Here is a 26,844-nt window from a genome sequence, read left to right on the forward strand (position 1 = left end):
AAATAAAATACGCTGACAAATCGGATGATTGATTATCTACGACTTGCAAAAATAAATAAAATAACTTATATAAAATAACTTGTATAGAAACCTTGATATTTTAAATAGCAAAATGTTTAGCTGTGAAACCATAAAAAGATAATAACTGTTATTAAAATACAGAAATGACTAAGAGCTTTAAGTTAAAACTTTGAAGACAACCAGTGATCAGAACGCACTATGTCTTTAACTTCAAAATCATCAGCTTTACAAGTAACAGCATTTTCTGACTCTTTGAAAAAATCCAGTGATTTGTTAGACGTTCTCGACAACAATCAAGGAATTGGCAAAACTTTTTTAGGCAGTAGTTCCGCGTCAACATTAGATACAAGCTCTTTATCAACACAGCAAAATACAACATCAAAAGTTACAGCCAGCGCCAATCCTAACCCCAACCCTTACCTAAAGAGTGCAGCGATCGCACCTGATTTTAACGGTGATGGTAAAGTTGATAAACTCTGGGTGAATGCTCAAACAGGTGAGATTGTCCTACGCCTCATGGATGGTGGACAAATCCTCTCCCAAGGTTCTATGGGTACGTTTGACATTAACTCTTGGACTTACAGAATTGCCGATTTTAATAATGATGGCAAAACTGACTTTCTGTTGCGGAATATGAAGACAGGGGAGAACAGAGTTGCCCTCATAGATGGTACAAGAGTCGCTAGTACCGCCGCCTTAGAAAGAGTAGATCCCAACTTGAATCCCTTAATTGGTGATTTCAATGGCGATCGCAAAACAGATATCTTCTGGAATAATGCTCAAACTGGCCAAAATGCCCTTTGGACAATGGATGGTACAAGAGTTGCCAGTGCCAATGTTCTAGAAACCACAGCAGTTGGTTTAACTCCAACCGTTGTTGATTTTGACGGTAACGGTAGAAGCGATATCTTCTGGCGCAATGCCAATACTGGCGCTAACAGTGCTTGGTTTATGAATGGCACACAAGTCAGCAAGTTTAACCTACAATCTCAATCTTCGGCTTTAACTCCCATCCTCGGCGATTTCAACGGCGACTTAAAGACTGATATTCTGTGGCGTAACTCTTCCAGTGGTCAAAACAAAATTTGGACTATGAACGGTATCGTCGTCACCGAAGCCGCAGCTAAGACACTCGATTCTTCTTGGCAAGCTAACATTGTTGATTTTGACGGTGACGGCAAAACCGATATCTTCTGGCGCAATAAAACAACTGGTGAGAATACAGCTTGGTTAATGAATGGTACAGCCGTTAAGTCTGAAGCCTTCCTCCCCAGCAACAGCGCATCCTTGACACCATCCTTTGGCGATTTCAATGGCGATGGTAAAACCGATGTCTACTGGCGTGATCAAGCTTCTGGTGCAGATAAGATTTGGACAGTGAATGGCACACAAGCTACAGAATCTACTGTCGCTACTCAAAGTAGACTTGGTGCGGCTTGGTATACCGGCTAAAAATTGGTGATTTCGGGTGCGATTCTGACCACAGAAGGTAATGGTGATAGTCAACATTCCGAATCATTGATGAATCAGTACTCTACTAGATAGATATTCTTATAGTACTGATTCTCCAACTCTGATCCATTGTGAATTTTTACCTTTAACCTTCTGTTATGGCAGTATGCTCTGACTTTGAGCATACTGCTTATTTAAAATTAGACGGATTTTAGTAACGTCCTGTATAAGCGAGATTAATCACTTTCTTTTTCTAGCCTCTGTTCATGACATTGAGATACGCCTTCTTTCCTACTCCCTTTCTACAGCAACAGATTCAGCCATCAAACCAGATTCCTATATATCTCAAGATAGAGTTAATAAATTATCCCTAAGTGGGAATACTAACTTTAACCAACATCATTGGTTAAGCACATTGTGAGGTTTATACCCATGTCAGAAATTAACATCGGTGATTATTTAGCTCACCCCTTGGTGAGATATCGCAATCATTTAGAATTCAATGGTTATCACGTTGATGAAGAAGATGAATTACTGTTATGTCGTCACCCAAGAAAGCATGGTTTAATAGTTAAAAATGTACCAAATCGAGGTGTATTAATTAGAATTCTTTATTCTTGCAATCTGAATGTAGATAGATATAATCTTTTAGAATACGTAAATGAACTGAATTTATTATTTATGTTTATGAAAGCATATATTGATAATTCAGGCAGTAATTTATATATGGAAACCTTTTGTGAGGGTGAATATGATAGAACAAATTTTTCAATTGTCTTAGACAATATTGAATATGACATGGAAATGTTTATCAATCATCATCAAACTAGAGAATGTTTATTATAAAATAAAAATTAAATAGAGATTTGTGGTGGGTTCTGCCCACCATTATTTTTTTATTAGAGGTTATTTCTAGCAGTTCTATAGTGGTCTTTTTCCCTCACTGATTCAGCACCGAGCTTAGTCGAAGTGTCAATTCTGACTCCTGAATTCTGACTTCTGAACTCTGTAATTGTTAACAATTATTAAGCAAAAATTGATAGATAATCTGTATAACCGAGTGATGTAAAATCCAGAAGATAGTAAAAGGCGATAACAGAGTCTGAATAGCAATGGCACAGGATCGTAAGTCAACGGTTGTAATCACAGGTGCGTCCTCTGGGGTAGGTTTGTACGCTGCAAAAGCATTTGCTCGCAGAGGATGGCACGTTGTCATGGCCTGCCGAGATTTGGCAAAGGCTGAAAACGCTGCTCAAGAAGTAGGCATACCCAAGGACAGCTATACCCTTATGCACATTGACCTGGGTTCTTTGGATAGTGTGCGCCAATTTGTCAACAACTTTAGAGCCAGTGGCAAATATTTAGATGCGGTGGTGGCGAATGCGGCGATTTATATGCCATTAATCAAAGAGCCATTACGCAGTCCCGAAGGCTACGAATTAACCATGACCACCAATCACCTTGGTCATTTTCTGTTGTGCAAACTCTTGCTGGAAGATATGAAAAAATCTCCGGCTGCGGATAAGCGAATGGTGATTTTGGGAACTGTTACCCACAACCCAGACGAACTAGGTGGTAAAATTCCGCCACGTCCAGACTTGGGTGATTTAGAAGGCTTCGCCGCAGGTTTTAAAGCACCGATTTCGATGATTGACGGTAAGAAATTTGAACCCGTTAAAGCTTACAAAGATAGTAAAGTTTGCAACGTGTTAACCATGCGCGAACTGCATCGACGCTATCACGAATCCACCGGTATTACCTTCACTTCTCTTTATCCCGGATGTGTGGCTGAAACACCACTATTCCGCAACCACTATCCTTTGTTCCAAAAACTCTTCCCCTTGTTCCAGAAATATATTACCGGGGGATATGTCTCTCAAGATACGGCAGGAGAGAGGGTTGCAGCCGTGGTGATTGAACCAGAATATAAGCAATCTGGTGCTTATTGGAGTTGGGGAAATCGCCAGAAAAAAGAGGGTAAATCTTTTGTGCAGACAGTTTCTCCCCAAGCGCGGGATGATGCTAAAGCAGAACGCCTGTGGGATTTGAGTGAAAAGCTAGTTGGGTGATTGTAACTGAGTTACGGTGATGAAAATAGGGTGTAAGGGTTTTGGATATATACCCTTACACCCTTGCGCTGTAAATATAGGCTGTTGATTTTGTACCTTTTTAGGGATGGAAGATTGAGTAATGAGTAGTGAGTGATGAGTTAAGACGTATGTAAGAAATCTCTCAAGCTCTGATAACTTTGTATCTTATACCAAATTAAAAAATGAATTAAAAAATGATTGCGACAGATTGATGGCTCAAAAGCTTACCAATCAACCCTTACCCAATCCAAAATCTAAAATCTAAAATCCAAAATGGTATTACCCTGTGGGTTTACCGTTAGGCGTTATCGTAAGAGTAGCCGAAGAGCGCATCTAGGTTTTTTCATAATTTCGCGTAAGTCCTATTGACTCATCACTCATTACTCCTTACTCATTACTCAAAATCAACACCCTACTAATTACAAATGATAATTTTAATCATGGGAGTGACTGGTGCTGGTAAAACCACCATTGGTCAAGCATTAGCAGCAGGAACAGGATGGGAATTTTGCGATGCTGACTGGTTTCATTCAATTGCTGCGAAAACCAAAATGAGTCGAGGAGAAGCGTTAACAGATGCCGATCGCCAACCTTGGTTACAATCATTACAAACTGCGATCGCTCAATGGTTACAAGCAGAGAAAAACGTGATTTTGGCTTGTTCGGCACTCAAAGCCAGTTATCGTAATGTTCTTGGGGATCATGATCCACGGGTAAAGCTAGTGTATCTCACAGGCAGTTATGAGTTAATTGCCCAAAGATTGCGCGATCGCCACAATCATTTTATGAACGCCAATCTTTTACAAAGCCAGTTTGATACCTTAGAAGCACCCACACCTCAAGAAGCCGTTTATATTGATATCTCTCAAGATTTAGCCGCAATTTTGCAGCAAATCAGAAACAGCGTCCAGGTTTAAGTTTTATCGGCACTGCCTTCTGACTTGAAAGTGCTGAGTGCTGAGAGGGGTGAGGAGTAGACAAGGTAGAGGGGGGAGACAAGGTAGAAAGATTGCGTCCGTATCTCCCTTGTCTCCCTTGTCCCCCTTGTCTCCCCTGCTTCCTGCACCCTGCCTCAGTTAATGTGTATATCAGTGTATTTTAATTTCGTATAAATTGATATAATCTTCCATACCCAATAGAATCGAGTGCAGATTATACATATATTTTTACAATTCTGCAATATTTAAATTCCCTATTAATTTGACTCTTAAACCAGCTAGAAACCTATCCTAAATTGAGCCTAATTACTACAAAAATCTTATCAATAACTCATGCAGATTTTGATTTATTCCTATAACTACCATCCAGAACCAATTGGAATTGCACCTTTAATGACAGAACTAGCAGAGGGACTGGTAAAAAAAGGTCATGAGGTGCGGGTAATTACAGGAATGCCAAATTATCCACAACGCGAAATTTATCCAGGTTATCAGGGTAAGTGGTACATCACCGAAAAAATTAATGGTGTAACGGTTCAGCGCAGTTACTTGCGAATCAAGTCTAAACCTAATTTGCTGGATAGATTATTATTAGAATTAAGTTTTATTTTGACGAGTTTACCGCAAGCTTTGAGAGGTAAACGACCGGATGTTATTTTGCTGACGATACCACCTTTATTAGTGACATTACCTGCGGCTTTATTAGGAAAAATATACAATTGTCCGGTAGTATTAAATGTCCAAGATATTCTCCCAGAAGCGGCGGTACGTGTCGGCTTAATGACGAATCAAAGGATGATTAAATTTTGTGAGTTCTTAGAGAAATTTGCTTACAGAAATGCTCAAGCCATCAGTGTCATTGCTGATGGTTTTTTAGAAAATTTAGTGAATAAAGGCGTATCTCCCCAAAAAATTACTTGTATTCCCAATTGGGTCAATGTTAATTTTATTCATCCTTTCCCACAAAATCAAAATCCCTGGAGAATCGCCCATCAATTAGAGGGAAAATTTGTGGTGATGTATTCTGGAAACATTGCCTTAACTCAAGGTTTAGAAACAGTAGTGGCGGCGGCGGCTAGGTTGCGTCATCTTCCTAAAATTACCTTTGTGATTGCGGGAGAAGCGATCGCTCTGGGAAGATTACAACAATATTGTTTAGCCTGTGGCGCAGATAATGTTTTACTCTTACCCCTACAGCCGCGCGAACAACTCCCGCAAATGTTAGCGGCGGCTGATATTGGCTTAATTGTCCAAAAACGCAACGTCATCTCCTTTAATATGCCTTCTAAAATTCCCTTGTTGTTGGCGAGTGGTCGTCCAATTGTGGGTTCAGTACCAGCCACAGGTACGGCGGCGAAAGCAATTCGAGACAGTGGTGGCGGTGTCATTGTCGAACCAGAATCCCCAGAAGCCTTAGCCGATAAAATTTTAGAGTTGTACCATCAACCACAGCTAAGAGAACATTTAGGGCAGCAAGGTAGACAATTTGCGGTTGAATATTATGGTTGTGAACAAGCAATTGCCAGATATGAAGAATTATTTATCGACGCGATCGCTAAACAGCAATCAACCGTTGATCATGTTTTAAAATTAAATTCTCCAGAATCTCAGATTGATATTCACCAAGCTCCAAAATTGCGCGATCGTCGTACGGTAAAAACTGGAAAATAGAAACTAGTAACAAGTTACAGTCAAAGATATAGGAGTCCTATTTGAGAAATGAACAAAAGAGACAAGGAGGACAAGGTAGAGAGATGTTTGTATATCATTAGGACTTACGCAACTGGCATATTTTTTCTGTAGGGTGTGTGACGCAACGGGAAGATTTGAACGTAGTCATCAGATTTATAGCGTCACGCACCAACCACCAATTGTGACACTTACGTAAGTCCTGATCATTTAGGATTGCTATAGTAACCTTGGGGTAGGAGTAGGGAGCAGAAAAGATAATGTTTTAATTACAGTGTTTTTCATCTCCATGAGGTACATTCCTCTAGTCTCTAGCCTCTATTCCCTATCAACTTATACTGCACTCAACCGAAAAACGCTGTATGTCGCTTTTTTCACAAATCAAATATGAGTCCTATATATATTCAAATTGTTAGTCAAACTCCGGGACGGCTAAGGCTGCGAATTTCTCCTCAAAATCTAGAACAAGCAGAAATTCAGTTGACTGCTAATTACCTCAAAACCTTTTTCCCACAGGTTGAACAGTTAAAGGTAAATTCTCAAACAGGCAGTGTAACTTTTTATGCTGCCGATGCAAACACTGATTTTGCAGAAATTATCGATAAATTGCAGGCTCAAGGCATTGTTATTATTGAGATTCCCAAGGCAAAACCCCAGTCGCCAAGTTTTGCTACCAGCTTATTGGGAATAAATGAGCAAGTTAAAAAAATTACGAAAGAAAGTGTAGATTTACGAGTTATTATACCTTTTACTGTTGTGGCGATCGCTCTCAAAAGAGTGCTACCACCCTTGGCGCGATGGAAAACAACCACTTTGTATTTGCTGTTGTGGTATGGCTTAGAAAGTTTGGTGAAACTTAGCGATAACGAAAAATCACCGACTGATACAACAGGAGATGAGGAATAGGGTAGAGGTTATAGGTTACAGGTTATAGGTTGATAAAAATCCGTGCCACAATCCTCAGATTTTTACGGTGAAATACTGAGCTTTATCTAGCTTTTATACCGTTATTATGTGGCAAATACAGAATATTGTTGATTAACAATAAATTACGCGATGTGCAACTTATTCTTGAAACCCCTCTCCAAACCTCTCCCCTGCAAGGATAGAGGCTTTGAATCTTGCCCCCCTTCCCTACGAGGGAAGGGGTTAGGGGTTAGGGGTTAGGTTTGAGAGAAAGTTGCACACCACGTTAAATTCGTAGGTTGGATATAGCCATAGCAGCACTCAACGAAGGTTTTGATAATGTTGGGTTCGCTATCACCTGTCGCCTATCACCCGCATCTACTCACAATCAAAGATGAACACATTCGAGATTAATATCCAGCGCAAATTAGGCAAACACTGGCCGATAGTAGTAGAACATAGCCGACCGGGAGAACTACTATCATCGCGTTCGGAAGGAACCCTCGAACTCACAGCAGAAGACTTACAAAAACTCACCAGCTTACTGGGACAACCCCTAGAATACGGCACATATCTCGGAAAAGCACTGTTTAAAGAAGAAATTCGAGATGCTTTTGTTCGGGCGTTGCACAACTGTGACACAGCCTTACGAGTATTATTATTTATCGAAGCCACAGACCCAGAACTGCGAACCTTACGCTGGGAAAGACTCTGCGGCAAAATTGATGACAGTTGGCGGCTACTAACATTAGAACAGCGCACTCCATTTTCCTTTTATATTCCAGCAATTACAGACCGCCGTTTTCCTCCCATTGGCCGCAGAGACTTACGCGCCTTAATCTTAGTCGCCAGTCCCGAACAAATTGGGCGATTTAGCTTAGAACCCTTTGATGTTGAAGCCGCAGTTTCATGTGTGCGTCAAGCCTTGGGCGAAATACCATCAGATGTTTTAGCTACAGTCCCAGATGGAATTGGCGAACCAACCTTAGATGAACTGTGTAAACACTTAACCGACAGAACCAAGCAGTATACTTTACTGCACATCATCAGTCATAGTCGAGTCATCGACAATGGCGAAACAGTCCTGTACTGGACGAAGGAAAATAATCAAGTAGAACCAGTCACAGGAACACGTTTAATTGAAAGATTACGGTCATTAAAAGGAGCCAAAGGATTACCACACTTTACTTGTCTCTCTACCTGCGAAAGCGCCAGTGCAGAAGCTGAAGTCGGGCTTGGCGGTTTAGGACAAAGACTCGTGCGAGATTTGGGAATGCCGGCAGTTGTCGCCATGACAGAAAAAGTCACCGTCAAAACCGCCCTCGCATTAGGTATAAAATTTTATGAACAATTGCGCCAATCTGGGGAAGTAGATTCAGCATTGCACGAAGCTTTAGCCGGACTCGCCGAACGGGGTGATGTCACTGTCCCCGCCTTATTTAGTCGCTTGGGTGGACGACCCTTATTTAGTGACCAACTAGATAGAGACTTGACTAACGCCGAAATTGGGTATGGTTTAGAGCAGTTTGAGCAATTATTATCAGAACGCGCCCCAGCACTACGGCAAAGATTTGCAGAACTAGCCCAGAAATTAGGTAATAGTTTAGGTGCATATATCAACGCCTTAAGCAAATCAGCCCGTGAAGAACGGGAACAAGCTTTAACAACAGTCAATACCCTTTGCGAAGAAATCATTGACCTGAGTTTTAACGCCTTGGCTTTAGGTCAACAACCACCCACGTATAATTCTTGTTGTCCTTTCTTGGGCTTGTATCCTTTCCGCGAAGAAAACCGCGAGTTTTTCTTTGGGCGAGAACAATTAATTGTTCAACTCAATGAAAAACTGACAGAACATAACTTTTTAGCTGTATTAGGTGCTTCTGGGAGTGGGAAATCATCAGTAGTATTAGCAGGGCTGATTCCCGCATTACAAGAAAAACAGCCGAATTTAGTTGTGTCATATATGACACCCAGTAATAACCCAATGGCGCAATTGCAAGCAACATTGGCTGGCGGGGAAAATCAACAACCTGCACCTTTAGTTGAGTCGTTGTCTTTGTTGGATATTGAAAATGAATGGGTTCCAAAACCAGAAACAGCCATTGAATTAGCCAAGGGTGGTGTTGCTGTCAGCTCTGAGATGACTGTTAAACAGACTTCTATTTTAATCATTGACCAGTTTGAGGAACTTTTTACCCTGTGTAATGATGAGGCTGAACGTCGGGAATTTATCGCGCAAGTTTTAAACTTAACTCAACAGCAAAAAGTTGTAATTACGATGCGGGCAGACTTTTGGGGAGAATGCGCTCCTTACCGGGAGTTGAAAGAACTTATGGAAGCCCGACAAAAATTGATTGCGCCAATGGATGGGACGGAATTACGAAAAGCAATGGAAATGCAAGCTGCACAGGTAGGTTTGCGGTTTGAACCAGGGTTGAGTAACACCATTCTGGATGATGTTCAAGGTGAACCGGGGGCAATGCCATTGTTGCAACACGCGCTGCTAGAGTTATGGAAGCGGAGACATGGCAGATGGTTGCAGTCGGGGGAGTATGAAGCGATTGGTGGGGTGAGAATGGCGATCGCTCAAACTGCCGATGATGTTTACAATACCCTATCACTGTCGGAACAGGAACAAGTTAAAAATATTTTCATTCGCCTCACCCGTCTAGATGACAGCGTTATTCAAGGAGACATCCGCCGCGATACAAGGCGCAGAGTGTGGTTAGATGAGCTAGTTCCAACGGGTAGTACAGCAGCATCAATTAAAGAACTAGTTAATCGATTAGCTGGGGAAGGTGCAAGACTGGTAGTTACTAGTATTGATAGTTCTACAAGTAAAGAAGAAGTGGAAGTAGCCCACGAAGCATTAATTCGCTACTGGCCAAGATTACTGAATTGGTTGGATGAAAACCGCACTAATTTGCAACTACGAGAAACTATTCGTCAAGCGGCGTTAGATTGGGACAAGCAACAAAAAGATGATAATTATTTAGTGCATCGTGGCGGGAGATTAGAAGATGCTCAAGTCTTAGCCAAACAAACCGGATTTCTCAACCAACTTGAGGCTAACTATGTTAACGCTTGTATAGAGTTACGCCAGCGTCAAGAAGCGGAAAAAGAAGCCCATCGCCGTCGAGAAATTAGAACAGCCAGGGGGGTGGCTGGTGGTGCAGTTGTGGCTGTGATGATTAGTGCTAGTTTGGGACTGGTGGCTTGGTCTCAAAAGCAAGAAGCCGAAATAGCTAAGGCGGAGGCTATTACTCAATCTTCGTTAGTACTGTTTGATTCTCATCAAGAATTGGAAGCACTGATAAAAGGAATTAAGGCTGGAAGAATCTTTAAAAAACAAAAAATTAACTACATTCCAGCTATGGTAGCTTTGCAAAAAGCAGTTTATGGAATCAAGCAGCGCAATAATTTTACACACGGCAGTGTAGTCTATGGCATGGCTTTTAGTCCCGATGGCAAGACATTCGCTTCTGCTGGTAGAGACAAAACAATTAAAATCTGGGATCTTAAAGGCAAGCTACTGCAAACTTTTATAGGACATCAAGATTCTGTTATCAGTGTTGCTTTTAGCCCAGATGGTAAAACCATTGCCTCTGCTAGTGATGACAAAACAATCAAACTTTGGGATTTAAACGGTAAAGAACTACGAACCTTTAAAGGACACCAAGCTGAGATTAATAGTGTAGCCTTTAGTCCAGATGGTAAAACTATTGCTTCTGGTAGTTTTGACAATACTGTGAAACTTTGGGATTTAAGCGGTAAGGAACTACAAACCTTTAAAAAACAGAACACCGCACTTAGAAGTGTAGCTTTTAGTCCAGATGGTAAAACGATTGCTTCGGCTGATTGGGGCAATGATGTGACACTGTGGAATTTAAGTACTAAGGAATTAAAAACCCTCAAAGGACATGAAAATTATGTTTATAAAGTAGTGTTTAGTCCCGACGGTAAAACTATTGCTTCCGCTAGTTATGACAGTACCGTGAAACTTTGGGATTTAAACGGCAAGCTACTGCAAACTTTCAAAGGAGATATCTATCCAGTCTATAGCGTAGCGTTTAGTCCAGACGGTAATACCATTGCTGCTGCTAGTTATGACGGTACCGTGAGACTTTGGAATTTAAACGGCAAGCTACTGCAAACCTTCCAGACACACCAAGTGTGGATTAATAAAGTGGTGTTTAGTCCAGATGGTAAAACGATTGCTTCTGGTAGTTCGGACAAAACAATCAAACTTTGGGACTTAACTGGTAAACTACTGCAAACCTTCAAAGGACATCAAGATTCGGTCTTTAGTGTTGCATTTAGCCCTGATGGTAAAACCATTGCTTCTGCTAGTTGGGATAAAACCGTAATTTTGTGGGATTGGAATCTAGATTCTTTGATGGTTAGTGCTTGCGATTTGGCGCGAGATTATCTCCAGAATAACTCGACGGTAGAAGAAAGCGATCGCCATCTCTGCGACGGTATCAGCACACCAAAATAAAAAATGTATGAAATTTAACCTTAATTTCGTGAATTGGCATAAGTCCTATTCTTGTTCATATTTCTCGATTAAAGTTATTAGTAATTCATAAATCTCAGCTTCTTCTGGGATAAGATTAGAACGATGTGTTAATTCTTCGACAATAGCTAAAATTCGTTCTTTTTCCGCTTCAGTTTTAATTAACTTTGGCTGATATTTAATTAATAATTCTTTATATTTATCTTGATTAAAAATTAGGGGCATTTTTCCATTCCTTTTGATGATATTCAGAATGTTTATGAAGAAGAATTCAGAAATCAGGAGCCAGAATTCAGTATAAATTGTGTATAACACTTTGGCAGGTTTATAGCGGTTTTCATTCCAGTGAGGTACATTTCCCTAGCCTCTAGCCTCTAACCTCTTTTCCCTATCTACCTGTACTGCACTCAACCGAGACATGCTGTAGACTGACTCATTACCAAAGTCATCAAACTATCTAACAGGCGATCGCGTGACAAAGACATCAGCTCTTTTCCATACATAATTTCTTGTAGAATTACATAAGAGACTAAAGAACCCATAAAAATATGAGCGATCGCTTCTGGGTCAGTAATATTTAATTCTGGGTGGGATGCAAAATACTGACTCAACAAAAATCGACCACGTTGCACAACTGTTTGATTATAAAGTTTGGCGAGTTCAGGAAAGTTTTGTGATTCCGTAATCACTAAGCGCAACAGCGCCACATAATCAGGATTATCGGCAACTTTGGTTAAGTAAGTTTCGCCAACTTGACGTAATAAACTGGCTGGTTCACCTTGTAATTCTGTGTGAGCAAAAATACTTTGAAAACACCTGAGTGTTAACCTTTCCATTAACGCTGTAAACAGCCCTTCTTTATCTTGAAAGTGACTGTAAATTGTTTGTTTAGAAACTCCAGCTTCTGTACTCACCCTATCCATACTAGTTTTTGCGTAACCTTCGCGCAAAAACACTCGAATTGCACCTTGTAAAATTTGTTCTTGTTTTTGCGTAATTGCAGGTAACTCAATTTTCAGTGGGGATGTAGAGGTATGAGGCATGAAAAGTAAATTTTTTTGCTGATCTCTTGCTATATCATACTGGACAGTCTAGTATGATGACCAAAATATTTCGCCCATCCAGGATGCTACTATGACTCAGACTGCCCCAATTCCCCCGGAAAGTCTTACCAATGTCCCAGTATCCAAACCGCAGCATCGTCAAAAACTAATACCTTTAATTATTGGAGGTGTGTTGGTAATTGCTGGTATCGGCTACACAGTCTGGCACAGTCAACCCCAAGGCGCAACAAATGTGCTGAAAGTTAGCGGTCGCATTGAGGGTTATGAAACCGAGATTGGGGTGAAGCGTTCCGGCAGAATTGAGTCAATTGCCATGCGGGAAGGTACGGCTGTCAAAAAGGGGCAAGAATTAATCACAATGGATGACAGCGATGACCAACTTTTACAAGACCAATTGCGTGGTGCAGAAGCGAGGATAGCATCGGCTGAATCGGATGAACAGCAAGCAATTTCTGATGTTGAACGAGTAGAAAGAGAAATTCAAGAAATTACCAGCCAAATTAACGAAGCCAAACTGAATGTGCGCCAATCTCAAGGCGATACCCAAGGCAGAATAGAACAGGCACAATCGAACGTTGCCGCCGCCAAAGCGATATTAGTCCAGGCAGAAGCCCAAGTTAAACAAGCAACAGCAGAAGTAAATTTAGCACGAGTCAACCGCGATCGCTACGCCAAATTAGTCAAAGAAGGCGCGATTAATCAACAACAATTCGACCAAGCCCAAACCACCCTGGACACAGCCATAGCCACCTTAGAAGCTAGACAAGCGGCATTGAACGCCGCAAATCAGCAATTAAGTGCAGTCGAAGGGGCGCTAACCCAAGCCAAAACCACAGGCTTTAACCCCGATATTCGCAACGCCCAGTTAACCGCCTTAGTCCGCAAGCAACAGCAAAGTTACGCCCAACTGAAATCTGTACAAGCTAAAGTTAAATCTGCACAGGCTAAAGTCAAAGATGCCCAAGCGGCAAAACAACAAATCCTCACCCAAATTGCCGACTCTAAAAAAGATTTAAACGTCCTCAGCCCCATAGATGGCGTAGTCACAGCCCGGAGTGCCGAACCAGGGGCAGTAGTGAACAGCCAAACAAAGATATTGACCATTGTTGACCCCAAAACATTGTATTTTCGCGGTTTTATTCCCGAAGGCGACATTGGCAAAGTACGCTTAGGACAAACCACAAAAATTATCCTAGATTCTGCACCAGACAAACCCTTGCAAGGTAAAGTTATAGCCATTGATCCCCAAGCTTCCTTTACACCAGAAAATATTTACTTCCAAAAAGATAGAGTCAGACAAGTCGTCGGTATTCGCGTTGAAGTCACAAACCCCGATGGTTGCTTTAACCCCGAAAATCCCTACGCACAATCAGATTTACCCTGCGCCAAAATTGGGATGCCGGCTGATGGGGAGATTCAGTTGAAGGGAGTGGGGAGTAGGGAGTAGGGAGTGGGAAAGATACTTGTTTGCCAACTTTTGATAACTCTCTGCGCCTCCGCGTCTCTGCGTGAAAAAATTATGACACAGCAACTCACCATCATACCGCCCTCATCCAACCCCACTACAACCGCCATCAAAGTACAAGCATTACACAAACACTATGGCAACTTAGCAGCAGTTCGAGGCATTGATTTCAGTGTCCAAAAAGGCGAGATGTTTGGACTCATCGGCCCTGATGGCGCAGGAAAAACCACCACCTTTCACATTTTGGGCGGCGTGATGGAAGCAACCGCCGGGGAAGTGCAGATATTTGGACAACCTGCGCGAGATGCACGGTTAATCACGGGTTATCTCACTCAACAGTTTTCGCTGTATTTAGACTTGAGTATTGATGAGAACCTACGTTATGCGGCAGGTTTGCGGCAAGTAGGGGATGATTTGCTGTGGGAACGCCGCCAAAAATATTTAAAATTAATGAGTTTGGATAGATTTGGCGATCGCTTGGCGGGACAATTGTCTGGAGGAATGAAACAAAAGCTGGCATTGTGTTGTGCTTTAGTTTCTCAACCAGAAGTTTTATTGTTAGATGAACCTACCACGGGCGTTGATCCTGTTTCCCGGCGAGAATTTTGGGATGTGTTAGCGGAACTTTCCGCCGAGGGGATGACAATTGTTGTAGCGACACCTTACCTCGACGAAGCCGAACGCTGTCACCGTGTGGCTTTGATGTACAGTGGGCAAATTCATGAAATTGGCACACCCGCAGATTTACGCGCTAACTTGGGCTTGCATCGCTTAGAAGTGCGAACCGGCAATTTAACAGCCACCGAAGAGATACTTTCTCAGACTGTACAAAACAATATTATAGATGTGCAGATTTTTGGCGATCGCTTAGATGTCCTCGTCCCAAATTTAGATGCGGGAGAAACAGAAGTCCGCCAACTCTTGCAAGAACATGATTTACCCGCACCCAGCATCGAACATGGCGAACCCACATTAGAAAACGTCTTCGTCACCCGCCTGCGTCAACAAGGTTCTGTACCGCAGTTTTTTCCCTTTCCTCGTTCGCGGAAAAGGGGAGTTGGGAGTGGGGAGTGGGGAGTTGGGGGACAAGGGGGACACGGAGGACAAGGAGGACAAGGGGGACACGGGAGACAAGGAAGCAATCTTTCTACTTTGTCTACCCCCTCTACCTTGTCTCCCCACTCTCAGCACTCAGCACTTAACACTCACACTTCGACTTCGCTCAGTGTACAGCACTCAGAAATAGCGATATATGCTCATAAACTGAGTCGGGTTTTTGGTAAATTCCGCGCTGTTAAAGATGTGAATGTTGAGGTACGTTACGGGGAAATATTTGGGTTATTAGGTGCTAACGGTGCGGGAAAAACCACCACCATAAAAATGTTGTGCGGACTGTTAGAAGCCAGTGGTGGAGAAATTTCTTTAGGTGGTGAAACAGGAAATCTGCGGAGTGCAGACTTACGGCGACGCATTGGTTACATGAGTCAGAAATTCACCCTCTACGATGATTTAACCATTTTGCAAAACCTGGAATTTTATAGTGGAGTTTACGGCGTACCGCGCAAACTGCGGCGAGAAAAAATTGATTGGGTAATTGCTACCTGTGGCCTAGAAGGACAAGAAAATCTCGTCACCGGACAATTACCAGGAGGTTGGAAACAGCGCGTAGCTTTCGGTGCTTCCGTGATGCACGAACCAGATATTTTATTTTTAGATGAACCCACATCGGGCGTAGATCCCTTGGCGCGTCGCCAGTTTTGGAAGCTAATTAATGACTTCGCCCGCAACGGTACAGCCATTTTAGTCACAACTCACTATTTAGAAGAAGCCGAACAGTGTAACCGGATGAGTTTTATGGTTGCAGGCGAAACCGTCGCCGAAGGTTCACCCAGTTCAATTAAAGCCTCCCAACCAGGCAAATTAATCGAAATTATTGTGAATCAAAATCAAGCAGCTTCCAAGTTACTTAAACAATACTTCGACTCTTGGAGAATCTCGATTTTTGCTAATAGTTTACACGTTGTTTTAGATAACCCTGAACAAGAAATCAACAAAATAACTCAACTATTAAAAGCCAATCAAATTCAAATTCATTCCCTCCGCCCCGTACCCTTCTCTTTAGAAGATGCGTTTATTGGGATAGTAGAGCGTTCTCAAATATAAATACTAAGGGAGTGGGGAGTTGGGAGTGGGGAGTAGGAGAAAGATATAGCATTCCTAAATATAGCAGTTCTTACTTGCTTGTAATACAGTTGGAACCCCACCCCGCATTTGCTGACGCAAACGCTCCCCTCCCCGCTTGCGGGGAGGGGTTGGGGGTGGGGTTGAAATGTACCTCATCCAACCGAGAAACGCTATAAATTACAAACATCTTTCCCTTGTCCTCCTTGTCCTCCTTGTCTCTCTTATTCATATACCAAATAGGATTGCTAGATGAAAAGAATCATCGCCCAATGTATTAAAGAAATCGCCCAATTTCGCCGCGATCGCCTGACCTTAGCCTTAGCCTTTATCTTACCATTCATCACCTTAGTTATTTTCGGTTTTGCCATCAGGTTAGAAAGTAAGGATATCCCTTTAATCGTCCAAGATTTTAACCGAACAAACCTCAGCAGTAGCTACATAGAAAGATTATATGCTACCAATCAATTTATTCCCAAACAATGGACTGGTGGTAATCCCATACGTGATGCCATAGATAAAGGAATTGCCAAAGCTGCCGTAATTATTCCGCCTGAATTTAGCCGTGATATTCAAGCAGGTAAACACACAACAGTACAAGTTTTAATTGATGCCACAGACGTGAATAATGCGCGGGTAATTAGAAATAGTATTCAAAGAGTCACCAACTTTTTTATGCAGCATCATGGACTATTACCACCAACTAATAGTATTACAGCCAGAATGCGTTTATGGTTTAATCCTGGCAGATTAGAATCACTGTATATAGTGCCGGGAGTGTATGGCGTTGTCTTGTGGATTTTTCCTTCCTTGTTAGCTGCGATCGCAATGGTAAGAGAAAAAGAAAAAGGTACAATTATCCAAGTCTATGCTTCTAGTATCAGCGCCACCGAACTTTTACTCGGTAAAGGATTAGCCTACTTATTAATTGCCATCACTGAAACATTAATTGTCATGATTTTAGGCTCAATTATTTTTCAAGTTGGGCTTGTTAGCAACCCCATGACTTTAATAATTGGAACGCTGCTATTTCTGATAGATAGCGTCTTCTTTGGCTTACTTATAGGAGTACGTAGCAGTAATCAAAATGCTGCCGTTCAAGGTGTTTCCCTCGTTGGATTTATCACATCATTATTATTATCAGGTTTTATTTATCCCCTCAATAATATTCCTTTCCCTCTTTCATTAGCGCCTAACGTAGTTCCAGCGCGTTACTACATAGATATTACCCGTGATGCTTTTGTACGTGGTACAGGCTTTGCTGGAGTTTGGTTTGATTTAGTTATGTTGACAATCTTGGGTTTATTCTTCTTTAACGTATCACGCCGAGTTTTAAGCCGAATGCAATTACCGAATTAACCTCTATTCGTTGTGTCTTTGGATGAGACGAGTAAGAACTCCTATCTCACAACTAAATTTGAAACATATTTTATCTGGAAGTTCTTAATCTTAAAAAATATGGCAGTCTTAAATCATTTGTGAAATTTCTATATCTCTTTCTTCTTTCTTACCTTTGCGCCCTTGGCGTTCTTAGCGGTTCGTTTCCTTATCTATATTTTTACGAATCATTTAGGAGTACTACTTTTTCTCTTTACATACTTTGCGGTTATTTAAAATCATGAAACTTATTCAAAAATTATTAAACAGCCCATTTTGGGCATTAGTCAAAAAAGAAATTAGCCAAATTTTACGCAACAAACAATTAATAGTTTTACTAATTGTCCCACCTACAATCCAACTACTACTATATGGATTTATCTTAAATCCTGATGTGCATAACTTACGGTTAGGTGTTATCGACTATGCTAACGTCAGCGCCAGCCGTGAGTTAGTGTCAGCCATGACATCCAATCAGATTTTTACCCTGGAATCTGTACCAAGCAGCGAAAAAGATTTGAGTCGCCAAGTAGAAGAAGGTAAATTAGATGTCGGAGTCATAATTCCCCCCGATTTTGCGCGTCAACTCGCCCAAAAATCAGCAGAAATTCAGGTATTTATTGATGCCGTAAATGCCAATACCGCCGGGATTGCGGGAAATTATATGAATCAAATTATTCAACAATATAATTTGCATTTAACCGAGGCGCAAGTTATTCCCCCAATTTCACCGGAAGTTGTCTTTCTCTACAACCCTGGGTTAACTAGTAGCTGGTTTTTTGTACCGGGAGTTATGGGTTTAGTTCTGACATTAATTGGCACATTAGTTTCCGCAATCACAGTTGTGCGGGAGAAAGATACCGGCACATTAGAACAATTATTAATGACTCCGGCGGCGAACTGGCAAATTTTATTATCAAAAATTGTGCCTTTAGCTGTGTTGTTACTCGGCGATGTTCTACTCGCTTTGACATTAGCCACAGTAGTATTTCATGTCCCATTCCGAGGAAATTTTATCCTGTTTTTTGGGTTGTCGAGTATTTATGTATTCGTGGGGATTAGTTTAGGGATTATGTTGGCGACTGTTTGTCGTTCCCAACAGCAAGTAGTTCTCACATCTTTCTTTATCAATTTACCAATGGTACAGACTTCTGGTGCGATCGCACCAATTGAAGCCATGCCACCTTTCTTTCAAGTTGTGTCTTTACTCAATCCCCTACGCCATTACATCCCCATTGTCCGAGGAATTTTACTCAAAGGAGTCGGGTTAGATGTATTGTGGATAAATGTTTTAGCACTAGTAGCCTTTGCAGTAGTTTTATTAACTATTAGTATTTACAAGTTCCGCAGTCAACTAAGCTAAATATAGCCATCCTAAATAATCCATCTCCCTTGTCCCCCTTGTCTCTCTTATTCACATATCCAACAGAACTCCTACATCTGTAGACACTGGTTGCACTGGCTGAATTTGCAGCGTTTTTTTGATAGTAAAAAAGAACGTACTACCTTGATTAAATGTTGATTCTACCCAAGTACTACCGCCATACATTTCAACAATTTTTTTAACAATAGATAAACCAATTCCTGTACTTGTGGGGTCTTCAGTACTAGATAATTTCTGAAAAATCTGGAATATTTTTGTAAAATATTTCTCCTCAATGCCAATGCCATTATCTGTAACACTGATTTGCCAATAATCTGCCACTTCTTGACAAGCAATGATAATCTTTCCTTGGGGTTTACCTAAAAACTTAATGGCATTACTCAGCAAATTCTGAAAAACTTGCTGCATTTTAGTTTTTTCACAGTAAATAATCGGTAAATTATCACTAACTTCTATTTGAATATTTTTGCTTGGTTCTAGAATTTCAATGACATCACTGACTAAATATTGTAAATTAACTTCTCTCTTCTCTTCCCTAATCCGCCCAATTCTAGAATATTCTAAGATGCTATCAATTAAATTTTGTAATTTCTTCACTCTCAGGATAATTTTGTTGATTAAATCTTTGCCTTCTTCATCAAATTTATCGCCATAGTCATTAATTAACCATTCTGATAATAAACCTATACCTCTTAATGGGGCTTTTAAATCATGGGAAACTATGTAAGCAAAATCATTCAATTCTTGATTGGTGTTTTTTAATTCTTGTAATAACTCACCCATTCTTTCTTGAGATTTCTGGCGTTGCACAATCTCAGTTTGCAGTTGTTTATTGGCTGTGGCTAGTTCAGCCGTGCGCTGTTCTACTAATTCTTCTAAGCGTTCTTTATATTGACGCAACTCATTTTCCACTAACTTACGTTCTGAAATTTCAACTTGTAAAGCTTGATTTGCTTGTTCAAGTTGTGCAGGACTTGGTAAAGTCAGTGCTTGCGGCACTAAAGGTATTAAAGTCAATGCAGTATAAAAAGAAATAATTGCTGTTAGCGCCTTGATTGTTCCTGATAACCAATAATACGGATGCCACAGCGTCAATATTTCCATTAAATGAGTTGTACCGCAAGAAATAATAAATGCACTGAATAAAACAAAAATATTTTTAAATGGTACATCTTCTCTTTTATTGATGAAATATACCAACATCAAGGGAATGGAATAATAAGAAATCGAAATTATAAAATCTGACAAAATATGTAGCCATACTAATTTCGGTTGCCACAAATAACAATGCCCATGCGGAATAAAGTTCTGTGATAGAAAAAAATTAAAAAAATGTTCCACTTGAATACTCCTGATGCCAAATTAAGCACCACAAAAGTTATATTTCCATACAGTTCAGTTATCTTTCTTGTCTACCTTGTCTCTTTGAAGTCTCTGATTCCTATCTCAAATAGGATAGCTATATGCAGCCTCTTATAGAATTGGTATAATCCCTTCTTAAAAATGGGGCTAATAACCCTCTATTACCCTCTTTTTAAAGTGGGTTGCCATAGGCGGTAGGATTTTAACTGAACTGTCTTGAGTTATATTTATGCCCTATTTTAAGGTGGTCAGTCCACTAAAATTTAAGGTTTATTTTATAAATTGTCTCTTAAAGCTTGCTATCACAATGAGATGAAAATATTAGAGATAAATAATAATTTTTTATAATCTTTATCATACCAATAACTAAAGCTCCCAAATTTAATTAAAATTTGGGAGCTAAAAATTTTAAGTTCACCGCAACGCCGTTTTACCTAAGTTTATGACCTGGTTAAACCAGGTGGGTACTGATGTTGCTCGTTTAAAGTTTCCGGGTACAAGCCCGGTATACTGCCACGAGAACTATTTAGTTCCCTTTTCTTTAAAGACATAGATCAAAAAACTTGATGGCAGTCACCAACGTCGCAGTGCAACTAACTCATTATAGCTTTCTCATCCGGCTTGTGTGTTTAATATAAAGATTTTTTGACAAACAACTTCAGGACTTACGCATAAAGATTATCTGTAAAGAAGGGGTGTAAGGGTTTTGAACACCTGTACCTTTCGCTAAAATCTTGATTTTTCGTTTTTTTGCATCAATATTAATAATATGAAATGCTAGAATAAAAAGTTTGTGTCTTCTTGTCTTGTCGATGAATTATTGGCTGATGAAATCTGAACCAGATGTTTATGGCATTGCCGACCTTCAACAGCAGGGCGAAACAGTCTGGGATGGTGTGCGGAATTACCAAGCACGCAACTATATGCGTCAAATGCTAGTTGGGGATTTAGTGTTTTTCTATCACTCTAATACTGCTTTTCCGGGTATTGCTGGGTTAATGCGTGTAGGCAAAACAGGTATTGCTGACCCGTCGCAGTTTGAACCAGACAGCAAATACTATGATCCGAAATCAACGCCTGAAGCACCACGTTGGCAAACAGTTGTGGTAGAGTTTGTGGAAGTGTTTGAGCAACCTATTTTGCTGTCAACTTTGAAAGAGAAATTTAGCCCAGAAGAATTAACCGTGGTGAGAACAGGTAATCGATTATCAGTTATGCCTGTGAGTGAAACTGTCGCCCAAAAAATTCTGGCTATGAAAACAGGCTAATACGATTTTGGATTATATTGGTAAGCTTTTGGGCAATCCATCTGTTGCGATCATTTTTCAAACTGGTATAAGTGTTAAAGTATCTTAAATTAACTGATTCATCCAAGCCATTCCATAGGGTTGATTTGATAATAGCGTTGCAACAACTCATAAAGCTGTGAGTGCTTCTCTAACAATTGCTGTGGCTTTTCAAAAAAAGTCTCTGTAGCTACGGCAAAAAATTCGGCGGGATTAGTCGCCCCATAACTATCAATTACAGTTTTGATATCTTGTTGAATATCACTACAAAGTTGTTGATATTCTGCTGTCATTACTTGCGACCAAACAAGATAATCTGATTTGTTGGGTAAAATCGGTACACCTTCAGCTTTACCATCTTCTTGGTCTAATTGATGGGCAAATTCATGTAGCACCACATTATGTCCATCACTCCAATTTTTGGTGTCTCTTTGCACCTGTTCCCAAGATAAAATTACTTGGTCTTTTACCCAAGATTCTCCTAGCCGAGCATCACGTCTTTCTTCGACAACATAATCACTTACTGCTACAGTTTGATTAACAAAATAAGTGCTGGGATAAATCAAAATTGACCGCAGTTTAGGAAAGTATTCACCGCGTTCATTTAACAGGAGTAAACAAGCAACAGCCGCAATCGTAATTTTCATTTCTGCTGTGACTTGCAAGCCTTGACAGCCAATAAATTGTTTTTCGGCTAAAAATATTTGAATATGTCCTTGAAGTCGTCGGCGTTCTTGGGGAGTTAGGCGTAAGTAAATCGGGAGATTATTTTCAATAACGGCACTCCAAAGGGGCGGAAAAGGACGCTTTTTAATGCGATTGCGCCGCCGTTTAGTCAAAATGGGACTGATAAAAATTGCGGTGACAATCAATCCCAGGATGAGAAAAATAATAATTGCTGCACCCATTGATTTTGTGTGATGCTGTGCCACTGTTAGTTAGTATAGCGATCGCACCAGCGAAAAGATCCGCGACTTCTCAACAATTCGGAAATCTGAGTACACAACTGCCGTAAAATTAACATCTATCTGGCATCTGCTAACCTTTGACACCCATGCTTTGCGACTATCTAGTACAAATCCTGACCGCCCGTGTGTATGATGTTGCCCAAGAAAGCCCTTTGGAGTCTGCCCCGAATCTTTCCCAAAGACTGAATAACAAGCTGTTATTAAAGCGGGAAGATATGCAGTCGGTGTTTTCTTTCAAGCTGCGGGGCGCATACAACAAAATGGCAAATTTACCGCCAGATTTGTTAGCACAGGGTGTCATTGCAGCTTCGGCGGGAAATCATGCCCAAGGTGTGGCTTTAGCTGCTAGTCGCTTGGGAACAACTGCGATTATTGTGATGCCTGTAACCACACCCCAAGTAAAAGTGAATGCAGTTAAAGCTAGGGGTGGACAAGTTGTTTTGCATGGCAATACCTACGATGACGCATACACTTATGCGCGACAATTAGAAGCAGAAAAAGGTTTAACTTTTATTCATCCTTTTGATGACCCTGATGTCATTGCTGGTCAGGGAACCATCGGCATGGAAATTTTACGACAATATCAGCAACCCATTCACGCAATTTTTGTGGCTATTGGTGGCGGTGGTTTGATTTCGGGAATTGGGGCTTATGTTAAACGGTTGCGTCCCGAAATTAAAATTATTGGTGTGGAACCTGTTGATGCTGATGCCATGAACCAATCTTTAAAAGCCGGAAAACGGGTGCGGCTGTCGCAAGTTGGTTTGTTTGCTGATGGGGTAGCAGTGCGGGAAGTTGGGGAAGAAACCTTCCGTCTGTGTCAAGAATATGTAGATGAAATTATTTTGGTGGATACAGATGATACCTGTGCCGCAATTAAAGATGTCTTTGAAGATACCCGTTCTATTTTAGAACCTGCGGGGGCATTGGCGATCGCAGCTGCCAAAGCCTACGTCGAACGCGAACAAATTCAAGGACAAACCTTAGTGGCTGTGGCTTGTGGTGCAAATATGAATTTTGACCGTTTGCGGTTTGTTGCTGAACGCGCCGAGTTGGGTGAACGCCGCGAAGCCATATTTGCAGTCGCCATTCCTGAAGAACAGGGTAGTCTGCGGAAGTTTTGCGAATGTATTGGTCAACGCAACTTAACTGAGTTTAATTATCGCATCGCCGATGAGAAAGAAGCCCATATTTTTGTCGGTGTGCAGATTCAAAATCGCGCCGACAAAGCCAAAATGATCGAAACCTTTGAAAATTGTGGCTTTAAAACCATCGATTTAACCGATGATGAACTCACCAAATTACACTTACGCCACATGGTAGGCGGACATTCGCCCCTCGCCCACAATGAATTACTATATCGCTTTGAGTTTCCTGAACGTCCCGGTGCATTGATGAAATTTGTCGGTTCTATGAGTCCCAACTGGAATATCAGTATGTTCCACTATCGCAACAACGGCGCAGACTATGGACGCATTGTTGTGGGGATGCAAGTACCACCCCACGAAATGCAAGAATGGCAAGCCTTTCTCGATACTCTTGGTTATCAGTACTGGGATGAAAGCCAGAACTTAGCATATAAATTATTTTTGGGATAGTACTACAAGGCAAAAGTAAAAAGTTAAAAGGCAAAATTAACAAGGCAGTTTTCCTGTCGTCTGTTTGTCCCGATAAACTAAACTTTCGCTAAAATCAGGGTGTTTACTTATTTGTGGTTAAGTTGTGGCTACTGTATCTTGTCCTCGTTGCCATCAACTCGTTGAGAGTCAGGCTATTACCTGTCCTTATTGCCGAACAACACTTAAAGCTTTTGGTCATCCCGGTATTCCCTTACATCGCGCTACCGGAGACGAATATTTGTGTGATAGCTGCACCTATCACGCTGACGACACTTGCAACTTTCCCCAGCGTCCCTACGCCAAAGACTGTACCCTTTATCAAAATCTGTCCGAATACCAATTACAGCAAGAACAACAGCGTCAAGACAACGGTTTTTCTACAACTTTTCAAAGTTGGATAAAACGCAATCAAACTTGGCTATTATTACTGGGTTTATTAATTATTTGTTTATTGATAGCTTTGTCAACATCTTAAGAGTTTGATGAAACTATTTTTTTACTATCAACAATTTTCACCCCAATGAGCTAAATTAATCTAGCCCCTATAGGACTCATATTTGATTTCTGAAAAAAATCAGTACACCTACAAAATGCTCTTTTCTACTCCCTACTCCCCACTCCCTACTCCCTGCCTTTACAGATAATTTCAACAATCAAAGCGGATTCCTCTAGCCCCTATCAACTTGTACTACACTCAACCGAAAAACGCTGTATCAGTAATTTAGCAATTTCATCTGGTGAATGAACAATAAAGTCTGCACCATGATTTTTTAATTCTTGCTCAGTTCCATAGCCATAAGTAACGCCAATGGTGGTTAAATTATTAACCTTAGCTCCGATGATATCATGTTTGCGATCGCCCACCATAATTGTACTCTCAGGCAACAGATTTTCCTGAACCAAAATATAGTGAATTAAATCAGATTTTACACTCCGCGTTCCATCCAGTTCACTACCATAAACCTGCTCAAATAATGTCGATAAACCAAAATATTCAATAATGCGCGTTGCATAAATATTAGGTTTAGAAGTCGCCACAAAAGTTTGATAACCAGCCAAGCGAATTGTCTTCAGAGTTTCTATAGTCTGCGGATACAGAGTATTTTCAAATAACCCAATTGTGGAAAACCGACTACGATACAAAGTAATTGCTTGTGTAAGTATTGTCTCATCTGAGGTCTGTAATAACTGAGAAAAACTATCTTTTATTGGCGGGCCAATACACCAATTTAATTCATCAGCTTGTGGTGGTTGATAACCAAGTTCAGATAAGGCAAACTGAATACAACTAGTAATTCCTAACTTCGGGTCTGTCAATGTTCCGTCTAAATCAAATAAAATAGTATTAGCAAGCATATTTTTTCTTTATTGAGGATATATTTCAGAGGTGCAAAACTCATGATGCACTATGTTTTTCTGCACTTAGTAACGCAATTCCTAATGTCACCACACCAATTCCTAAACTCTGAATTACAGTTAAAGTTTCGCTAATTGTTGCCCATGCGACTAATGCTGTCAAAGCTGGACTACTAGCACCAATCATCGCAGCTTTTGTAGCACTAATCATCCGAATACCCAAATTATTCAAAGTATGTCCAGCAAAACTGACGATACCCGAAAAAATACTACCAATCCACATTGGTGTCCAATCAAGTTGACTACTAGAAATAGGCCAAAACAGTAAGCTAAGACCAGAAAGCACTAAAGTAGAAGCAAAACTAATCCAAGTGAAGGGAACTGGATGAAATTTTTCTAAACATTTTTGGGCGATAACACCATAGAAAGCGTAAACAATTCCAGCACCCACACTGGTGAGAATTCCTAAAGTAATAGCAGAACTACTATAACTATTAGAAGATGGCGGAATAGTTAGAACACTACCTACTAAAATAATACCCATCACCAGCCAACGAAAACTTGTCGGGCGATCGCCAAAAAATTTCCAAGCCAAAAGAGCAGTAAACACAGGATAAGAAAAAAACAAAGTAATAGCAATTCCTGTCGGAATCAAACCAATCGCAATGTAGAGTAAGGCAATATACACAAACATTAATACTCCACAGCCAAAGGCTTGGCGCAAAATATCAGTACGATGATATTTAAAGGCATCTTGTAATTCTTTCAATGCCGATGGATATAACTTGAACGCTACAATTGCCATCAGTGGAACCACTAGCAGCATCCGCATAAACATCAGCAAAAATGAATTTGGCAAGTCTGGTTTAACGTATCCACCAAGTAAAAATAAGCCGAGTACGAGATGTTCTGAGAATAAAACTCGCACAGTCACGTTGTGAAACGCTAAAACAAAAGCAGATAAAATAACTGTCAGGATGCCTAGCACGCTTAAAAGGTTCCTCAATGACAATCTGATTGTAGTGCTGAAGCCGCTATTTTGCTTGACTGACAAATTCCCAGGCATAATTCCGAGAATTGATGAGGGTGCGATCGCTTATTTTTTGTATTAACCTTGATACACTCCTCGTTTTTTTGTCAATCTCAAGTTATAATCCAGTGTCAGAAATT

At 40.7% G+C, this 26,844-nt stretch carries 20 protein-coding genes and 1 other RNA gene; 14 read left to right on the forward strand and 7 right to left on the reverse strand.

The window, feature by feature from the left end; all coding sequences use genetic code 11:
* Positions 1 to 219: 219 nt before the first annotated feature.
* From H6G77_RS17145 to H6G77_RS35740, 7 genes are all read left to right on the forward strand, one after another.
* Entirely contained in the window at positions 220 to 1,473 is a 1,254-nt protein-coding gene (locus H6G77_RS17145) for a VCBS repeat-containing protein (RefSeq protein ID WP_190872201.1), read from the forward strand.
* A gap of 432 nt (positions 1,474 to 1,905) precedes the next feature.
* Positions 1,906 to 2,319 (forward strand): DNA mismatch repair protein, encoded by a 414-nt coding sequence (locus H6G77_RS17150; RefSeq protein WP_190590857.1) that lies wholly within the window; start codon positions 1,906 to 1,908, stop codon positions 2,317 to 2,319.
* A 266-nt stretch (positions 2,320 to 2,585) separates the two neighbouring features.
* The gene (locus tag H6G77_RS17155) at positions 2,586 to 3,542 is read left to right on the forward strand and encodes a protochlorophyllide reductase (protein WP_190590858.1); all 957 of its coding nucleotides are present in this window, start codon (positions 2,586 to 2,588) and stop codon (positions 3,540 to 3,542) included.
* A gap of 446 nt (positions 3,543 to 3,988) precedes the next feature.
* Positions 3,989 to 4,480: a gluconokinase gene (locus H6G77_RS17160; RefSeq protein WP_190590859.1), complete on the forward strand. Its 492-nt coding sequence runs from the start codon at positions 3,989 to 3,991 to the stop codon at positions 4,478 to 4,480.
* 354 nt (positions 4,481 to 4,834) lie between these two features.
* Positions 4,835 to 6,172: a glycosyltransferase family 4 protein gene (locus H6G77_RS17165; RefSeq protein ID WP_190872202.1), complete on the forward strand. Its 1,338-nt coding sequence runs from the start codon at positions 4,835 to 4,837 to the stop codon at positions 6,170 to 6,172.
* 405 nt (positions 6,173 to 6,577) lie between these two features.
* Positions 6,578 to 7,096, forward strand: a complete 519-nt coding sequence (locus H6G77_RS17170) for a hypothetical protein (protein ID WP_190872203.1) — start codon at positions 6,578 to 6,580, stop codon at positions 7,094 to 7,096.
* Between the two features lie 394 nt (positions 7,097 to 7,490).
* A complete protein-coding gene (locus H6G77_RS35740; RefSeq protein ID WP_242049232.1) occupies positions 7,491 to 11,594 on the forward strand; it encodes an eIF2A-related protein in 4,104 nt (1,367 codons plus the stop codon).
* Positions 11,595 to 11,639: 45 nt separating this feature from the next.
* Here H6G77_RS35740 and H6G77_RS17180 read toward each other — a convergent pair whose 3' ends face one another.
* Together H6G77_RS17180 and H6G77_RS17185 are read right to left on the reverse strand one after the other, a co-directional pair.
* The gene (locus H6G77_RS17180) at positions 11,640 to 11,837 is read right to left on the reverse strand and encodes a hypothetical protein (RefSeq protein ID WP_199331539.1); all 198 of its coding nucleotides are present in this window, start codon (positions 11,835 to 11,837) and stop codon (positions 11,640 to 11,642) included.
* A 182-nt stretch (positions 11,838 to 12,019) separates the two neighbouring features.
* On the reverse strand, positions 12,020 to 12,655 hold the full coding sequence (locus H6G77_RS17185) for a TetR/AcrR family transcriptional regulator (RefSeq protein ID WP_190872204.1): 636 nt from the start codon (positions 12,653 to 12,655) through the stop codon (positions 12,020 to 12,022).
* 91 nt (positions 12,656 to 12,746) lie between these two features.
* Between H6G77_RS17185 and H6G77_RS17190 the strand changes: the two genes are divergently transcribed.
* The 4 genes from H6G77_RS17190 (at position 12,747) to H6G77_RS17205 (ending at position 19,062) form a co-directional block, all read left to right on the forward strand.
* Complete coding sequence (locus tag H6G77_RS17190) at positions 12,747 to 14,123, forward strand: HlyD family secretion protein (RefSeq protein WP_190872205.1); 1,377 nt, start codon at positions 12,747 to 12,749, stop codon at positions 14,121 to 14,123.
* A 72-nt stretch (positions 14,124 to 14,195) separates the two neighbouring features.
* Complete coding sequence (locus tag H6G77_RS17195; protein WP_190872206.1) at positions 14,196 to 16,304, forward strand: ATP-binding cassette domain-containing protein; 2,109 nt, start codon at positions 14,196 to 14,198, stop codon at positions 16,302 to 16,304.
* Between the two features lie 270 nt (positions 16,305 to 16,574).
* Complete coding sequence (locus tag H6G77_RS17200; protein ID WP_190872207.1) at positions 16,575 to 17,681, forward strand: ABC transporter permease; 1,107 nt, start codon at positions 16,575 to 16,577, stop codon at positions 17,679 to 17,681.
* Between the two features lie 259 nt (positions 17,682 to 17,940).
* A complete protein-coding gene (locus tag H6G77_RS17205; protein ID WP_190872208.1) occupies positions 17,941 to 19,062 on the forward strand; it encodes an ABC transporter permease in 1,122 nt (373 codons plus the stop codon).
* A 51-nt stretch (positions 19,063 to 19,113) separates the two neighbouring features.
* Here H6G77_RS17205 and H6G77_RS17210 read toward each other — a convergent pair whose 3' ends face one another.
* Positions 19,114 to 20,364 carry an ATP-binding protein gene (locus H6G77_RS17210; RefSeq protein WP_199331540.1) on the reverse strand — a complete coding sequence of 417 codons (1,251 nt, stop codon included), beginning with the start codon at positions 20,362 to 20,364 and terminating at the stop codon, positions 19,114 to 19,116.
* Positions 20,365 to 20,855: 491 nt separating this feature from the next.
* Positions 20,856 to 21,039, reverse strand: a non-coding RNA gene (gene ssrS / locus H6G77_RS17215) — 6S RNA.
* A 218-nt stretch (positions 21,040 to 21,257) separates the two neighbouring features.
* Here ssrS and H6G77_RS17220 point away from each other — a divergent pair.
* Complete coding sequence (locus tag H6G77_RS17220) at positions 21,258 to 21,713, forward strand: EVE domain-containing protein (RefSeq protein WP_190872209.1); 456 nt, start codon at positions 21,258 to 21,260, stop codon at positions 21,711 to 21,713.
* A gap of 98 nt (positions 21,714 to 21,811) precedes the next feature.
* Here the strand turns inward: H6G77_RS17220 and H6G77_RS17225 are convergent, their stop codons facing one another.
* A complete protein-coding gene (locus tag H6G77_RS17225; RefSeq protein ID WP_190872232.1) occupies positions 21,812 to 22,639 on the reverse strand; it encodes a M90 family metallopeptidase in 828 nt (275 codons plus the stop codon).
* 146 nt (positions 22,640 to 22,785) lie between these two features.
* Here H6G77_RS17225 and ilvA point away from each other — a divergent pair, with 146 nt between their 5' ends.
* Positions 22,786 to 24,297 (forward strand): threonine ammonia-lyase, biosynthetic, encoded by a 1,512-nt coding sequence (gene ilvA / locus H6G77_RS17230; RefSeq protein WP_190872210.1) that lies wholly within the window; start codon positions 22,786 to 22,788, stop codon positions 24,295 to 24,297.
* 124 nt (positions 24,298 to 24,421) lie between these two features.
* Positions 24,422 to 24,793, forward strand: coding sequence for a zinc ribbon domain-containing protein (locus H6G77_RS17235; protein ID WP_190593230.1), 372 nt, complete (start codon positions 24,422 to 24,424; stop codon positions 24,791 to 24,793).
* 203 nt (positions 24,794 to 24,996) lie between these two features.
* Here the strand turns inward: H6G77_RS17235 and H6G77_RS17240 are convergent, their stop codons facing one another.
* A complete protein-coding gene (locus tag H6G77_RS17240; RefSeq protein WP_190872211.1) occupies positions 24,997 to 25,674 on the reverse strand; it encodes an HAD family hydrolase in 678 nt (225 codons plus the stop codon).
* A 40-nt stretch (positions 25,675 to 25,714) separates the two neighbouring features.
* Positions 25,715 to 26,662 carry a DMT family transporter gene (locus tag H6G77_RS17245; protein WP_190593228.1) on the reverse strand — a complete coding sequence of 316 codons (948 nt, stop codon included), beginning with the start codon at positions 26,660 to 26,662 and terminating at the stop codon, positions 25,715 to 25,717.
* Positions 26,663 to 26,844 lie beyond the last annotated feature (182 nt).

The sequence above is a fragment of the Aulosira sp. FACHB-615 genome, from assembly GCF_014698045.1.
Lineage (GTDB): Bacteria > Cyanobacteriota > Cyanobacteriia > Cyanobacteriales > Nostocaceae > Nostoc_B.